Annotated in this window: 13 protein-coding genes; all 13 read right to left on the bottom strand. The window is 71.9% G+C overall.

Going from position 1 to position 14,526, the window contains the following annotated elements; genetic code table 11:
* Positions 1-145 precede the first annotated feature (145 nt).
* The 13 genes from E1200_RS21970 to E1200_RS21910 all read right to left on the bottom strand — a co-directional run bounded on the left by E1200_RS21970 (position 146) and on the right by E1200_RS21910 (position 14,453).
* On the bottom strand, positions 146-934 hold the full coding sequence (locus tag E1200_RS21970; protein WP_131953944.1) for a MaoC/PaaZ C-terminal domain-containing protein: 789 nt from the start codon (positions 932-934) through the stop codon (positions 146-148).
* Positions 931-2,106: a lipid-transfer protein gene (locus E1200_RS21965; RefSeq protein ID WP_131953943.1), complete on the bottom strand. Its 1,176-nt coding sequence runs from the start codon at positions 2,104-2,106 to the stop codon at positions 931-933. The genes E1200_RS21970 and E1200_RS21965 overlap by 4 nt, the downstream gene beginning before the upstream one ends.
* On the bottom strand, positions 2,103-2,525 hold the full coding sequence (locus E1200_RS21960) for a MaoC family dehydratase (RefSeq protein WP_131953942.1): 423 nt from the start codon (positions 2,523-2,525) through the stop codon (positions 2,103-2,105). Before E1200_RS21960 ends, E1200_RS21965 begins: the two co-directional genes overlap by 4 nt.
* On the bottom strand, positions 2,525-3,598 hold the full coding sequence (locus tag E1200_RS21955; RefSeq protein WP_131953941.1) for an acyl-CoA dehydrogenase family protein: 1,074 nt from the start codon (positions 3,596-3,598) through the stop codon (positions 2,525-2,527). Before E1200_RS21955 ends, E1200_RS21960 begins: the two co-directional genes overlap by 1 nt.
* On the bottom strand, positions 3,598-4,545 hold the full coding sequence (locus E1200_RS21950; protein ID WP_131953940.1) for a bifunctional MaoC family dehydratase N-terminal/OB-fold nucleic acid binding domain-containing protein: 948 nt from the start codon (positions 4,543-4,545) through the stop codon (positions 3,598-3,600). The genes E1200_RS21955 and E1200_RS21950 overlap by 1 nt, the downstream gene beginning before the upstream one ends.
* A complete protein-coding gene (locus E1200_RS21945) occupies positions 4,542-5,705 on the bottom strand; it encodes an acyl-CoA dehydrogenase family protein (protein ID WP_131953939.1) in 1,164 nt (387 codons plus the stop codon). Before E1200_RS21945 ends, E1200_RS21950 begins: the two co-directional genes overlap by 4 nt.
* Before the next feature lie 28 nt (positions 5,706-5,733).
* Positions 5,734-7,389 carry an AMP-binding protein gene (locus tag E1200_RS21940; protein ID WP_131953938.1) on the bottom strand — a complete coding sequence of 552 codons (1,656 nt, stop codon included), beginning with the start codon at positions 7,387-7,389 and terminating at the stop codon, positions 5,734-5,736.
* A 245-nt stretch (positions 7,390-7,634) separates the two neighbouring features.
* Positions 7,635-8,834, bottom strand: coding sequence for an NADH:flavin oxidoreductase (locus E1200_RS21935; protein ID WP_131953937.1), 1,200 nt, complete (start codon positions 8,832-8,834; stop codon positions 7,635-7,637).
* An 82-nt stretch (positions 8,835-8,916) separates the two neighbouring features.
* Positions 8,917-9,270 (bottom strand): hypothetical protein, encoded by a 354-nt coding sequence (locus E1200_RS21930; protein WP_131953936.1) that lies wholly within the window; start codon positions 9,268-9,270, stop codon positions 8,917-8,919.
* 5 nt (positions 9,271-9,275) lie between these two features.
* A complete protein-coding gene (locus tag E1200_RS21925; RefSeq protein WP_131953935.1) occupies positions 9,276-10,052 on the bottom strand; it encodes an ABC transporter ATP-binding protein in 777 nt (258 codons plus the stop codon).
* The gene (locus E1200_RS21920) at positions 10,045-10,794 is read right to left on the bottom strand and encodes an ABC transporter ATP-binding protein (RefSeq protein WP_131953934.1); all 750 of its coding nucleotides are present in this window, start codon (positions 10,792-10,794) and stop codon (positions 10,045-10,047) included. The genes E1200_RS21925 and E1200_RS21920 overlap by 8 nt, the downstream gene beginning before the upstream one ends.
* Entirely contained in the window at positions 10,787-13,009 is a 2,223-nt protein-coding gene (locus E1200_RS21915; protein WP_131953933.1) for an ABC transporter permease, read from the bottom strand. Before E1200_RS21915 ends, E1200_RS21920 begins: the two co-directional genes overlap by 8 nt.
* Before the next feature lie 40 nt (positions 13,010-13,049).
* On the bottom strand, positions 13,050-14,453 hold the full coding sequence (locus E1200_RS21910) for an ABC transporter substrate-binding protein (RefSeq protein WP_131953932.1): 1,404 nt from the start codon (positions 14,451-14,453) through the stop codon (positions 13,050-13,052).
* Positions 14,454-14,526: the final 73 nt, after the last annotated feature.

The following is a 14,526-nucleotide window of genomic DNA, read 5'->3' as shown; positions in this document are numbered from 1 at the left end:
CTCCCCATCCCCAGCACCCCGGCTCCCATGGCCGAGAACGGCCGTGGCCTGGCCATCATCTCCGCCTACGCGAAGGAGACCGGCACCCGGCACTCCGCCACCGGTGAAGGGAAGATCGTCTGGGCCCGGATGCCCGCCTGACGGCTCAGACGAAACGGGCTCGGGCTGCGGTGATCACCGGCTTGCCGTTCACCGATGCTTCGGCGAGGGTCGTGTCGTCTTCCTTCCAGGTATCCAGGTGCAGGACGTCGCCGGGGAAGACGGGGGCGGCGAAGCGGCCTTCCAGTTCGAGCAGGTCGGCCGGGTGGGCGCCCAGCGACTCGGCCAGCGGGAGGGTGACCGCGGCCAGGGTGCACAGGCCGTGCATGATGGGGCGCGGCATTCCGGCCTTCTTCGCCGCTTCCGGGTCTATGTGCAAGTGGTGGCGGTCGCCCAGGAGGCGGTAGAGGGCGGCCTGGTTCAGGGACGTCGCCACGGTCAGCGCCCCGTCGGGCTCCGTCTCGGGACGGCGGCGGGAGGATGGGCCCCGGTCGCCGCCGAAGCCGCCGGAACCCGGGGCGAACAGCGACCAGGTGGCCTCGAAGTACGGGCTCTCCACGGCGACCTCGAAGACGGCCGCGGAGCCCTTGTCCCAGACTTCGGCGACGTGGGCGGACATCTCCACCGAGCCCGAGCGGGGCAGGGGTTTGCGGACGCGGAGGCGCTGCGAGCCGTGGACGGCCGTCGTGGTGTCGAAGGCCCCTGCGGAGCCCAGCGCGTCCGGTGCCCACTGGGCGAGGGTCAGGGCGAACGTCGGGAGGACGCGGAGCCGCTCCTCGAAGACGAGGTCGAGGTCGGAGGCGCTCGCCCCCACGGCGAGGGCGTAGAGGACGGGTCGCGTGTCGTCGTAGGAGACGGTCTTCGTGCCGAGGTGGCGGCCGCGCCATTCGCTCATCCGGAAGCCCCCAGGATCAGGCCGCTGGTCGGGACGCCTGTGCCGGCGGTGACCAGGACGTTATGGACGCCGCCCGGCTGGTTGACCGAGGTGCCGCGGACGAGGCGGACGCCCTCGGCGATGCCGTTCATGCCGTGGATGTACGCCTCGCCTAGCTGGCCCCCGTGGGTGTTCGTCGGGAGGCGCCCGCCGAGTCCGAGGTTGCCGTCCGCAACGAAGTCCTTGGCCTCGCCCTTGGCGCAGAAGCCGAGTTCTTCGAGCTGCGGCAGGACGAGCGGCGTGAAGTGGTCGTAGAGGATCGCGGCCTGGACGTCGGCGGGGGTGAGCCGCGACTGCGCGTAGAGCTGCCGTCCCACCAGCCCCATTTCAGGGATGCCGGTGATCTCCGAGCGGTAGTAGCTCGTCATCATGTGCTGGTCGTTGCCCGATCCCTGCGCGGCGCCCCAGATCAGGGCGGGCGGGTGCGGGAGGTCACGGGCGCGTTCGGCGGAGACGATGACGAGGGCCTGGCCGCCGTCGCTCTCCTGGCAGCAGTCCAGGAGGCGGAGGGGTTCGGCGATCCAGCGGGACGCCTGGTGGTCGTCCAGGGTGATGGGACGGTCGTAGAACCACGCGGCGGGGTTCTTCGCGGCGTGCGCGCGGTCGACGACGGCGATGCGGCCGAAGTCCTCGCTGGTGGCGCCGTACTCGTGCATGTAGCGGCGGGCGAACATGGCGACCCACTGGGCGGGGGTGGCGAGGCCGAACGGGGTCATCCACGAGTAGGCGGCGCGGTCGGCGCTGACGTCGATGGGCCGGTCGGCCTGGCCGAGGCCGTAGCGGGTGCCGGACCGCTCGTTGAACGCGCGGTAGCAGACGACGACCTCGGCGACGCCGGTCGCGACGGCCATCGCGGCCTGCTGGACGGTCCCGCACGCCGCGCCGCCGCCGTACCCGACGCGGGAGAAGAACGACAGTTCCCCGATGCCGAGGTTGCGGGCGATGTGGATCTCGGAGTTGGTGTCGGCGGTGAAGGTGACCATGCCGTCCACGTCGGACGGCTGGAGCCCCGCGTCGGTGACGGCGGCGAGCACCGCCTCGCAGGCGAGCCGCAGCTCGCTGCGGCCGGAGTCCTTGGAGAACTCGGTGGCACCGATCCCCGCGATCGCGGCGGCGCCGGGCAGGACGCTCATGTGTCGCTCCCGGGCAGTTGGACGACGACCGTGCCGGTGACGTGCGGGCCGAGTTCGTTGACGCCCCGCACGGCGATCTCGACGCGGCGGTCGTCGTGCTTGGCGTTGACGGTGCCGGTGAGCACCATCGTGTCGCCGGGGTAGTTCGGCGCGCCGAGCCTGATCTTGATGGCCTTGACGGTGGCGGCGGGGCCCGCCCACGAGGTGACGTACCGGTCGACGAGGCCGTTGGTCGTGAGGATGTTCATGAAGACGTCCTTGGAGCCGCGTTCGACCGCGAGGGACGGGTCGTGGTGGACGTCCTGGTAGTCGCGGCTCGCGATGGCAGTCGCGACGATCATGGTGCGGGTCAGCGGGATGCGCAGTTCGGGGAGCTCCTCCCCCACGGCGACGTCGTCGTAGCGCTTCGCGTGCTTCATCACAGGGCCGCTCCGAGCAGTTCGAGGCCGGCGGACGCGCCGCCGAGGGTGCCGGAGATCTGCTTGCCCCACAGGAAGTGGCGGTGCACCGGGTAGTCGACGTCCACGCCGATGCCGCCGTGCAGGTGCTGGACGCGGTGGACGACGTTCAGCCCGCCCTCGTCCGACCACCACTTGGCGACGAGGACGGCCGTCTCCGCGTCCTGCCCGGCGGCGATCAGCGAGACCGCGTGCCAGAGGCAGACCCGCATCGCGTCGATCTCGATGTAGCAGTCGGCGAGCTGGTGCTGGACGGCCTGGAACGCGGCGAGGGGCCGCCCGAACTGCTCGCGGTCGGTGAGGTGACCGGCGGCGAGGCGGAGCGCGCCTTCGGCCACCCCGACCTGCACGGCGGCGAGCGCGACGCGGGCGAGGCGCAGGGCCGACGCGAGGGCCTCGGCGCCGAGCGCCTGCGCGGGGGCGCCGTCGAGGGTGAGGTGCGCGGCGCCGTCGTGGGCGGTGGTCCCGGCGGGCTCCCAGGACGTCCCACCGGCGGACGGGTCGAGGAGGTAGAGGCCCGGCCCGTCGTCCTCGGAGCGGGCCGCGACCAGGACGTGCGACGCGCCGGACGCAGCCGGGACGACCGCCTTCGTGCCGGTCAGCAGCCAGCCGTCCCCTTCTCGGACGGCGGTGCAGCGCGGTGCGGCGGGGTCGGCTGCGGGGGCGAACTCCTCCAGCGCGAGCGTGGCCCTTTCCGTTCCGTCCACGAGCGCGGGGAGGAGGTCGCGCCGGCCGGCCTCGGCGAGGGTGAGCGCCGCGACGACCGCCGGCCAGACCGGCACGGGGGCGACGGCGCGGCCCTGCTCCTCCAGCAGGACGGCGAGCCCGCCGATGCCGAGGCCGGCGCCGCCTGCGCTCTCGGGCAGCGCGACGCCGAGCAGGCCCGCGTCCGCCAGCGCGGTCCAGAGCGCGGCGTCGAGGCCCGTCCCAGACTGCTCGGCGGTCTTGATCCGCTCCTGCGTGGCGTGGTCGGCGAAGATCTGCCGGGCCAGGTCCCGGACGGCCTCCAGGTCCTCCCCCAGGGTGAAGTCCATCAGCTCTCCTCTGCGGCGGCGGCCGGGCGGAAGACCGGCAGGGACAGGTCGGGGTCCGGGTCGATCCAGTCGAGGACGACCGGCATGCCGATCTCGACGTCCGCGGGCTCGACGCCCGTCATGTTGGCGATCAGCCGCGTCCCCTCGGCGAGTTCGATGACGGCGACGACCAGCGGGTAGTCGAAGGCCGGGTGGCGCGGGTGGTGGTTGACCACGTAGGTGTAGACGTGGCCTTCGCCCGCCGACTCGACGGTGTCCCAGCCGAACGAGCCGCACTGCGGGCAGCACGGGCCGGGCGGGTGCCGCAGCGACTTGCAGTCGGCGCAGCGCTGGATGACGAGGCGGTGCTCGCGGGCGGCGGCGAACCAGAACTCGTTGTCGTGGTTGATCGCGGGCCGCGGCCGCAGCGCTTTGGGCTCGGGCTTTTCCGCGGGGCGGAAGCGCAGCATCCGCCACCGCTGCGTCGCGACCACCTCGCCGGACGCGTCCCGGTACGTCCGGACCGTGCTGATGAAGCGGCCCGGTCCGAGCGCGGTCTTCTTCTCCGGGGAGATCGCCTCCAGCGTTTCCTCCACGCCGACGTGGTCGCCGGGGACGAGCTCGCGGTGGAACTCGAACTCCGAGTCGGTCGCGACGACGGAGGTGTAGCCGCCCTCGGCGAGCAGGTCGGTCAACTCGTCGGAGCCGGTGCGTCCGGCGTCCGGGGAGACAGACGCGGCGTATCCGCGCATCGTCCACGCCTGGAGCATCGACGCGGGCGCCACGATGCCGTCGCGGCCGGTGGCGCGGGCGGCGTCCTCGTCCAGGTAGACGGGGTTCTCGTCCTCCATCGCCTCCACCCAGTGGCGGATCATGGGGACGTTCACCGGGTCCTGCCCGGGGCGGAGGGTGAGCAGCTCGCGGCCCACCCAGGCTTGCAGCCTGTCCTCGTAGCCGGGATCGCTCATGACCGCCTCGACCTCGGCAGGCCCAGGCCCTGGACGGCGACCATGTCGCGCAGCACCTCGTTGACGCCGCCGCCGAAGGTGTTCACGATGCCCTGCCGGGAGAGCTGCTCGATCTGGCCGTGCAGCACGGCGCCCGGCGACTCGGGCCGGATCCGCCCGGCCGCGCCGAGGACGCCGGTCAGCGTCCGCTGGACGTCGATATGCGTCTCGGTCCCGTAGGACTTGGCTGCGCCGGCCTGCGCGCCGGTCAGCGTGCCCGCCTCCACCGCCATGGTCATCTTCCAGTTCATCAGCCGCATCGCCTCCAGCTTCGCGTGAGTGCGGGCGAGGTCGCGGCGCACCCAGGGCAGGTCGATGACCCCGTTCTCGCGGGCCCAGTCGCGGACGTCCTCCCACAGCCGGATCATCCGGCCACCGAGCGCGGCCAGCCCGATGCGCTCGTGGTTGAGCTGGGTGGTGATCAGGCCCCAGCCGCCGTCGACGTCCCCGACCACCTCGGTCTCGGGCACCCGGACGCCGTTGTAGTAGGTGGCCGTCACCACCATCCCGCCGACCGTCTGGATCGGGCTCCAGGAGAACCCTTCGGCGTCGGTCGGGACGATGAGGATCGAGATGCCCTTGTGCTTCGGCGCGTCCGGGTTCGTGCGGGCGGCGAGCCAGATGTGGTCGGCGGTGTTGGCGCCGCTGGTGAAGATCTTGCTGCCGTCGACGACGAACGCGTCCCCGTCGCGGACGGCCCGGGTGCGCAGCGACGCGAGGTCGGTGCCGGCGTCCGGTTCGGTGTACCCGATGGCGAACACGATGTCGCCGGACAGGATGCCCGGGAGGAACCGCCGCTTCTGCTCGTCCGTCCCGAAGCGCATCAGCGTCGGGCCGACGGTGTTGACGGTGACGAACGGGAACGGCAGCCCGGCCCGCTGGACCTCGTCGAAGAACACGTACTGCTCGGCGACCGACCTGCCCTGCCCGCCGTACTCGACCGGCCAGCCGTAGCCGAGCCAGCCGTCGTCGCCGAGCATCTTGACGATCTCGCGGAACCGGTCGCCGCCGACGCCCTGCTCACCGGCGCGGCGCCGCACGTCCGCGGGCAGCAGGCCCGCGAAGTACGCCCGCAGTTCCGCGCGCAGCTTCTCGTGCGCCGGGGTCTCACGCAGATCCATGGACACCTTCCGTGTTCAGGGCCAGTGGTCAAGGGAGGAAACGCCGGCGTCCGGCGGCGGCGAACTCGGCGTGCAGCACCGCCTTGTCGGCCTCAGTCATCAATGCGTACTCGGGCGCCCCCCTGGTCGCCCACCGGTACACCGGGTCGCCGGTACGCCAGCCTTCGAGCTGCATCTCCTTCTTGCTGAGCTTGCCCGAGCCGGTCGTCGGCAGCGCGTGCGAGACGCGGACGAAGCGCGGCGCGCCCTTGGTGCCGAGGTCGTCCTGGGCGGCGAGGAACGCGGCGAATCCAAGGTCCTCGAACGCGGTGCCGGGCGGGAGCTCGATCGCCGCCATCACCTGGTCGCCGGCGCGCGGGTCGGGGACGCCGAACGCGACCGCGTCCACGACGGCGGGGTGGCGGCGGATCACGTTCTGGGTGAGCAGGGCGGAGATGTTCTCCGAGTCCACCCGGATCCAGTCGCCCGACCGGCCGCCGAAGTACAGGAATCCGTCGCCGTCGACGTAGCCGAGGTCGCCCGTCCAGTACCAGCCGTGCCGGACGCGCTCGGCGTCGGCCTCCGGGTTCTTGTAGTAGCCCTCGAACTTCGCGGCGCCGTGCACGTCGACGATCTCGCCGACGGCGGCCTCGGCGTTGGTGACGCGGCCGTGCTCGTCCAGGACGGCGGGCTTGCAGGTCTCCAGCGTCTCCGGGTCGGCGATCCGGACGCCGTCGTGCGCGGGCCGGCCGAGCGCGGTCGGCGGCGTCGCCGGGTCCCGCTTGATCATGCCGGCGCTCTCGCTGGAGCCGTAGCCCTCGACGAGGGGCGCGCGGAAGCGGCGGCGGAACTCGGCCTTGTCCTCGGGGGACGCCTCCGTCCCGAACCCGTGGGTGAGCGTGTTGTCGGCGTCGTCGGGACGTTCCGGAGTGGCGAGGACGTAGCCGATGGCCTTGCCGACGTAGGTGAAGAACGTCGCACCGTAGAAGCGGACGTCCGGCAGGAACTGGGAGGCGGAGAACTTGGGGGTCAGGCATACGGTCGCGCCCACCGCGAGGGACGGCGCCCACAGCGCCATCAGCGCGTTGCCGTGGAACAGCGGCATCGGGCAGTAGCAGACGTCGTCGCGCTTGACGTCGTACTTGGCGCTGTTGTTGCGGCCCAGCTCGGCGAGTCTGCCCTGCGAGCAGCGGGCGGCCTTCGATTTTCCGGTGGTCCCGGACGTGAACAGCAGGAGCATCTGCGTCGCCGGGGTGACCGAGGCGTCGGCGGTGGGCTCGCAGGCGTGCGCCTCGATCCGGGCCGGGTAGCCGTCGTCGTCGATCAGGATGAAACGGTCTCGGGGGACGCCGATGTCGAGGCCGTCCAGCAGGTCCAGCCCGGCCCGGTCGGTGACGAGGAGCTGGAGGTCGGTGTGGCGGACCTCCTGCTCCAGGTAGGAGCCGGTCCGGGTCGGGTTGACGCCGACGACCGTCGCGCCGCTCAACGCCGCCGCGCCCAGCCACAGCACGTACTCGGGGACGTTCTCCAGCAGCACGCCGATGTGGAACGGCCCGTCGCGGCGCAGCTCGCGCGCCAGCGAGGCGCGCGCCGCGCTCTCCCGGACGACCGCGTCCCACGTCCAGGTCCGCTCGCGGCTGCGCAGGCCGGGCCGGTGGTCACCGAGCCGCGCCAGCAGCATTCCCGCGATCGTCTCGTCGCGCACTCCCGCTCCTCGCCTCCCCTTCCGGACCCGGCACCGCGCCCCCGACGCTAATCAGCCGGACGCCCCGGCGGGTCCGGGCATCCCGCTGACCGGGAGCGGCCCCGGCCCCGTCCTGCTGAGCGGGACGTCCAGGTCGAGAGGGGTGCGGACGGGCGGCATCGGAGAGTCGAGTCGTGCCCGTCCAGCGGAACGGCGGGGCGGGGTGGAGCGCCTACCAGCGGCCGGCTCGGGCAGCGGTCGCCGCGTCACGTGCGCGGGCTGCCCCAGGGCGGTTCGGTGGAGAGGACGCAGTGGGTGCCGCCGTAGATCGCGGTCATGCACTTGTTGCAGTGGATGCAGAGCGACTCGGTGGCGGGCTCGTCCTTGATCCGGTTGATCAGGTCGGGCTCGCGCAGCAGCGCGCGGGCCATCGCGACGAACGCGAAGCCCTCCGCCATGGCGGTGTCCATGCCCGCCTTGTCGGTGACGCCGCCGAGCAGGATCATCGGCAGCTTCACCGCCGCGCGGATCTGGCGGGCGTCCCTGAGCAGGTAGAGGTCCTCGTAGGGGTAGGACTTCAGGAAGTGCCTGCCGACGAGCTTGATCCCGAGTCTGGTCGGCTGCTTCATGACGGACGCGAACTCGTGCAGCGGCGCGTCGCCCTTGAACAGGTACATGGGGTTGAGGAGGGAGCTTCCGGCGGTCATCTGGAGGGCGTCGACCGAGCCGTCCACCTCCAGCCACCGGGCGACCTGGATGGCCTCGTCCAGCCAGAACCCGCCGGGCACGCCGTCGTCCATGTTCAGCTTGGCGGTGATCGCGATGCGGTCGCCGACGGCGTCGCGGACGGCGCGGCCGATGTCGCGCGCCAGCCGGGCGCGGTTCGCCAGCGAGCCGCCGTACTCGTCGTCGCGGCGGTTGAGCTTCGGGCTGAGGAACGCGCTCGTCAGGTAGTTGTGCCCCATGTGGATCTCGACGGCGTCGAAGCCGGTCTCGATCGCCTTCCGCGCCGCGTGCCCGTGCGCCTCGACGATGCGCGCCAGGTCGGCGTGCGTGGCGGCCTTGGCGACGGTCTGGGTCGTCAGGTGGAAGTGGCGGCTGGGTGCGAGCGCGGGCAGCTTGTTGCTCTTGGGGTTGGCGACCGGGCCGGCGTGCCCGATCTGCGCCTGGACGGCCGCTCCCTCGGCGTGCACGGCGTCGGTCAGCCTGCGGAGTCCGGGCAGGGCCTCGTCCCGCCAGTGGATCTGCCGGCGGTCGGTGCGGCCCTCCGGCGCGACCGCGCAGTACGCGACGGTCGTCATCCCGATGCCGCCGCGCGCGTGCCGGACATGGAAGTCGATCAGCGCGTCGGTGACCTGGCCGTCCTTGGTCAGCCCCTCGTACGTCGCCGCCTTGACGACGCGGTTCCGCAGCGTGACGGGCCCCAGTCTCGCCGGGGCGAACACGTCGGGCTTCGGGTCGTTCATTCGGCGTCCTCCATCTGGACTCGACGTTGAACAGCGGGATGTCCGGGCGTTCCGGACATCCCGCTGACCGGGAGCGGCTCGGTCACGCTCGGTCGCGCAGCGCGGCGGCGATCTGGTCGGCCTGGGCCTGCTGCTCCATGAGCTGCCGCAGCAGCCACAGCCGCAGGACGCGGGTGACCGCGGCGGCCAGGTACAGGGCCGCGCCGGCGACGGTCACCGCGAGGAACCCGAGCGCGAGGGTCTGCAGCGACCCCACGTCCCGCATGTCGTCCTTGGCCAGCGAGACGTTGTAGGCGATGAAGACGCCGGCGACCCCGGCGACCATCGCGACGGCGCCGGCGACGCGCAGCACCCCGTCGAAGCGGAACCGGTCGGTCCTGAGCTTCTGCCGCGCCACGTCGTCCGTGAACCGCCGGCGCCTTTCCTCCGTGCGCATGATGGTCAACCTCCCAGGTAGTCGCTGGACAGCCGGTCTTCGATCTCGCCGGGCGGGCCGGCCGCCGCCACGCGCCCGTGCAGCATCAGCGCGGCGGTGTCGGCGATCGGCAGGACGGCGCGGGCGAACTGCTCCGCGACCAGCACCGACAGGCCGCCCGCGACCAGCTCGGCGACCGTCTCGTACATCCGGGTCACGATCATGGGGGCGAGGCCCATGGACAGCTCGTCGAGCAGCAGCACCGCCGGGTCGGTGCCGAGCGCGCGCGCCAGCGCGAGCATCTGCTGCTCGCCGCCGGACAGCGATCCGGCGAGCTGGCGGCGGCGCTCCCCGAGGACCGGGAAGCGGTCGTACGCCTTCTCCTCCAGGTCCGCCAGGCGGGCGCCCGTCCCGGTGGCGGCCCACAGGTTCTCCCGCACCGTCAGGTTGGGGAAGATGCCGCGGCCCTCCGGGATGGAGCAGACACCCAGGCGGGCGGCGGCCTGCGCGGAGATGCCGTTGACCTTGCGTCCCGCGTACCGCAGCTCGCCGCCGGACACCGGGTGCAGGCCCGCGCACACCCGCATCGTCGTCGACTTGCCGCCGCCGTTCGGGCCGAGCAGCGCCAGCAGCGAACCGGGCCGCAGCGCCAGGTCGACGCCGTGCAGCACCTCGATCGCGCCGTAGCCCGCGCGGACGCCTGCCAGCTCCAGCAGCGGCACCGGCTCCGCCGGGGCGGCGGCCGTGTCGTCGCCCGCCGTGTCGTCGCCAGCCGTGCGCGGCTGCGGGACCACCTCACTCATGTGCGGCCTCCTCTGTGCCGATGTAGGCGGCGATGACGTCCGGCGACTCCTTGATCTCCGCCGGGGTGCCGGACGCGATGAGCGCGCCGTAGTCGAGGACGTGGATGGTCGAGCACAGCTGCATGACGAGCGGCAGGTCGTGCTCGACGAGGCAGATCGCGAGGCCCTCGGCGGCGAGGCCGGTGAGCATCTCGCCGAACACCGCCGTCTCGGCGTCGGTCTGGCCCGACGCGGGCTCGTCGAGCAGGAGCAGGCGCGGCGAGGTCATCAGCGCGCGCGCCACCTCCACCACGCGGGCCCGCCCGATGGGGATGTCGGACACGTCGCGGTCGGCGATGTCGGTGAGGCCGGTGCGTTCCAGGACGCTGTCGGTCCGCTCGTTCAGGTCGAATTTCCTGCGGCCGGTGCTGCGCAGGATGTCGCCGGCGACGCGCACGTTGTCACGTACCGACAGCGACAGGAACAGCTCCAGCCGCTGGAACGTCCGCGCCATGCCGCGCCGCGCGCGCTTGGACGGGGACAGACGCGTGATGTCGTCCCCGTCCAGGAGCACCTGGCCGGACGCGGGTTTCTGCAGGCCGGTGATGGTGTTGAACAACGTGGTCTTGCCGGCCCCGTTCGGGCCGATCAGCCCGGTGATCTCCCCTTCGGCCATGGTGACGCCGACGTCGTCCACGGCGGTGTTGCCGCCGAACCGGACGGTGACGCCCCGCGTTTCGAGCAGGGTCTTCCCTTCAGGCATCGACGGCTCCCTTCGCAGCGACCGGCAGGCCGAGTTCGCGGTCGAGCCGTGCCCGCAGCTCCTCGGTGTAGGGCTCGTCCAGGCCGGCCAGTTCCAGCGGGGCCGGACGGTCGCGCCGCCCCTCGTCCAGGTACATGCGGCCGAAGACGGGGAGGAGCATGACCGTGCACAGGGCGACGAGCGCGAACGTCCAGGTCCCGATGACGCCGGTCAGCGCGAGGACGTACAGGACCGCGCCGAACGCCCCCGCCCCGTACAGGAGGGGCTTGGCGCCGCGCATCGCGCGGTACCCCTCGATGACGTCGTGGACGATCCCGCTCGGGTTCCGGCCGACGCCCATCCCGAGCAGCGCCGTCCCGACCAGGACGAGATGGCCGAGCGCGTCGTAGATGTTGCCCATGCCCTCGCTCTCCAGCGCGAGCTCGCCGAACGTCGCCACCAGGACGCTCGCGCCCACGCCCGCCAGCAGGCCGCCGACCAGGGCACCGCTGAGGTAGCCGATGCCCGCCACCACGACCAGCATCAGCAGCGACAGGCTGCCGATGAAGGAGAAGCTCTCCTGCGCGACGGTGCCGTGCGCGGCCGACATCAGCACGCCGCCCAGCCCCGCGATCGCCGCGGAGATCATGAAGACGCTCAGCTTCAGCCGGACGAGGTTCTGCCCGAGCATCGCGGTGGCCGCCGGGCTGTCCTTCATCGCGGCGAGCCGCCGCCCGTACCCGCTGCCCCGGAGGGCGGCGAGCCCGACCGCGATCAGCGCGAACAGGACGGTCGCGGTCATCAGGAACGCCGTCCCGTCCCGCAGGTCGAGCGGGCCCGCCTTCAGCGGCGGGACGACGAGCGAGCCGTCCGGGAACAGCGTGAACGTGAACCCGAACAGCTCGTGCTCGGTGGTGTCGCGCAGGACCATGTTCGACAGGAACTCGCCGAACGCCATCGTCGCGAGGGCCAGGTAGAGGCCGCGCAGCCGCAGCGCCGGCAGCGCGACAAGCCCGCCGACCAGCGCCGCCACCGCCACGCCGAGCACCAGCCCCCGGACGCTCATGTACGACGAGAGTCCGGTGCCCTCCACGCCGGTGTGGAAGGCCACGACGGTCGCGACCGCGCCGAACGCCAGCGGCGCGAGGTTCAGCTCGCCCGCGTAGCCGGTCAGCACGGTCAGCGACAGCGCGACGATCGCGAACGTCATGCCGAGCGCGAACGTGGAGACGGCGCCGTCCGACAGCAGCCGGCTGTACAGGTACACGACCGCGACCAGCACGGCCGCCCACACCGCCGCCGCCCGGACGGTCGGCACCCGGTACCGCTCGCGGGTCCGGACCGCGGCGCCGCGCAGCCGGTCCTGGGGCAGCACCACCAGCACCACGAACAGCACGATCATCGGCAGCGAGACGCGCAGGTTGCCGGTGAACGTGCCCGCCGACGGCAGGTAGGCGAGCACGTAGTTGGCGGCCAGGCCGAGCACCATCGCGCCCACGAGCGTGCGGGGGATGCTGCGCAGCCGGCCGAACATCGCCGCGGCGAACGCGTCGATCACAAGCAGGGTCAGCATGTTCGCGTCGAGCCCGCCGCCGCTGATCGGCACGATGAGCACGCCCGCGAGGACCGCGAGCGTCGAGCCGAGCGCCCACGACAGCATCGCCGCCCGCTCCGGGTCGTGGCCGTTCAGCCGCAGCAGGTCGGGGTCGTCGACCGAGCCCCGCATCACCACGCCGGCCCGGCTGCGGGTGAACAGCACCCGCAGCCCGGCGGCGATGGCCACGGCGGCGACCAGGCAGACGATCTCGTGGTACCGGACCACGACGCCCGCCACGGTGATCTTCGCTCCCGCACCGAAGAACATGTCCACGGTGTGGGCCTCGTCGGGGTTCCAGATCCACTGCGCCAGGTACACGGTGCCGAGCAGCACCGCCACCGTCACGATGATCTTCGTGACGTCGGCGGTGCCGCGCAGGCCCCGCATGATCGCGGTGTGCAGCGCGGCGCCCATCGCGGGGCCGACGAGCCCGATCACGATGACCAGCGCGAGCCACACCGGCCACCCCCACCGCTCGGTGAAGTGCCAGTACAGGAACGTGCCGAACATCGCCTGAGCACCATGGGCGAAGTTGAAGATGCCCGAGGTGTTGTAGGTCAGGACGAGCCCCGAGGCCGCGATGAAGTACACCGACCCGAGGACGAGGCCGAGGATGGTGTAGGTCAGGAACGTCGTCATGTGCTCACCGTCATGTGGTCGCCGCCGGTGCCGGGCCCGGTCAGGACGACTGGGGCTTGATGACGTCGTCCGTCAGGAACTTCGTCGAGATGCGGTCGCCGTTCAGCTTCGTCCCCCAGTTCTTCTCGTCGATCTCCACGACGAACTCGGGGCCGCACTGGAACTCGCCGGCGGCCTTCGGGTGGATCTGCTCGTACTTCGTCCCGGTGAGCTTGACCATCAGCCCGCACGACGCGGGCTTGTTGGCGCCCGGGTCGGTCGGCGCGTGCAGGCCGCCGCCCGTCCACTCGTGCACCTTGGCCAGCTCGTTGATCACGCACTGCCGGGTCAGGTCCGAGCCGCACTTGTCCGCGGCCTGCGCCCACAGCAGGAACGACGAGGTGGCCTGCATACCGAGCAGGGCGACCTTGCCCTTCTTCTCCGTGACGAGGTCCACGTACTGCTTGACCGCGGGGACCTTGTCCGCGTTCTCCAGCGGCTGGAAGATCATGCCGATGTGCATGCCGTCACCGGTGCCCGACTTGTTCCAGCCGGAGACCGCCTGGCTGTACCAGGTCGCCTCGAAGATGTACTTCGGGTCGGCGCCCGCCCGCTCGATCGACTCCAGCAGGCTGAACTGCCCGGGGTCGGGCGAGTCGGACGACCACAGGTACCCGGCCCCGCAGTCCTTGATCTTCTCGGCGAACGGCATGTAGCTGCTCTCGCCCTTGTCGTTCAGCCGGACGCCGCACTCCATCGGCTCCATGCCGACTTCCTTCATCGCGCCGGTGATCTTGTTGGTGCCGGCGCTGACGGCGGGCGACGTGGACAGCAGGATGTCCGTCTTCTCCTTGAAGTCGGGGAAGAGCTGCTCCGCGATGCGGAGCCCGGCGATGTTCATCAGGTCCACCGGGTACGGGACGGCCTCGTACTTCATCGGCCCCATCGCGGCGTTCGGGCCGACCGTGAAGCCGGCGACCGTCGGCAGCTTGCACGCCACCCGGTGCTGCTCGGCGGCCTCGTCCATCGCGAAGCCCTGCCCGACGAGGAAGAAGTCCTGCTTGCACGCCTCCTGCATCACCTTCGCGGACTGCATGTAGGCGGCGTCGTACTGGTTGCCCTTGATCTCGCGCCCGTTGATGCCGCCCTGCTCGTTGCACCACTCGATCATGGCGCTGACGGCGTCGCCCATCTCCTTGGACAGGCCGGGCGCGGACGGGAAGCCGCGGTCGTCGCCGAACCCGATCGTGATCTGCTCGTCGGTGACGCCCTGGTCGGTCTTGCCCTTGGCGTCGCCCGGACCGCACGGGGACGCGAGCGTCCCGAAGGCGGAGGCGGCCTTCTTGCCGTCCGAGCCGCCGGAGGAGACCCCGTCGTCGCCCGAACGATCGCTGGCACAGGACGCGGTCACCAGCGCGACCGCCACGGCACCCGCCGCGATCCGGCCTATCTTGTCGACCTTCATCGGTCGTGCTCCTTTCACCGCCGCGTCGGCGCGGCGAATGGGGGTGGGATGTCGGCGGGGGGCTGTGGAGATG

This window comes from Actinomadura sp. GC306, from assembly GCF_004348665.1.
Classification (GTDB): domain Bacteria; phylum Actinomycetota; class Actinomycetes; order Streptosporangiales; family Streptosporangiaceae; genus Spirillospora.
Note: the sequence above shows the minus strand (reverse complement) of the source record. Positions and strands in the feature narration are given on the sequence as shown.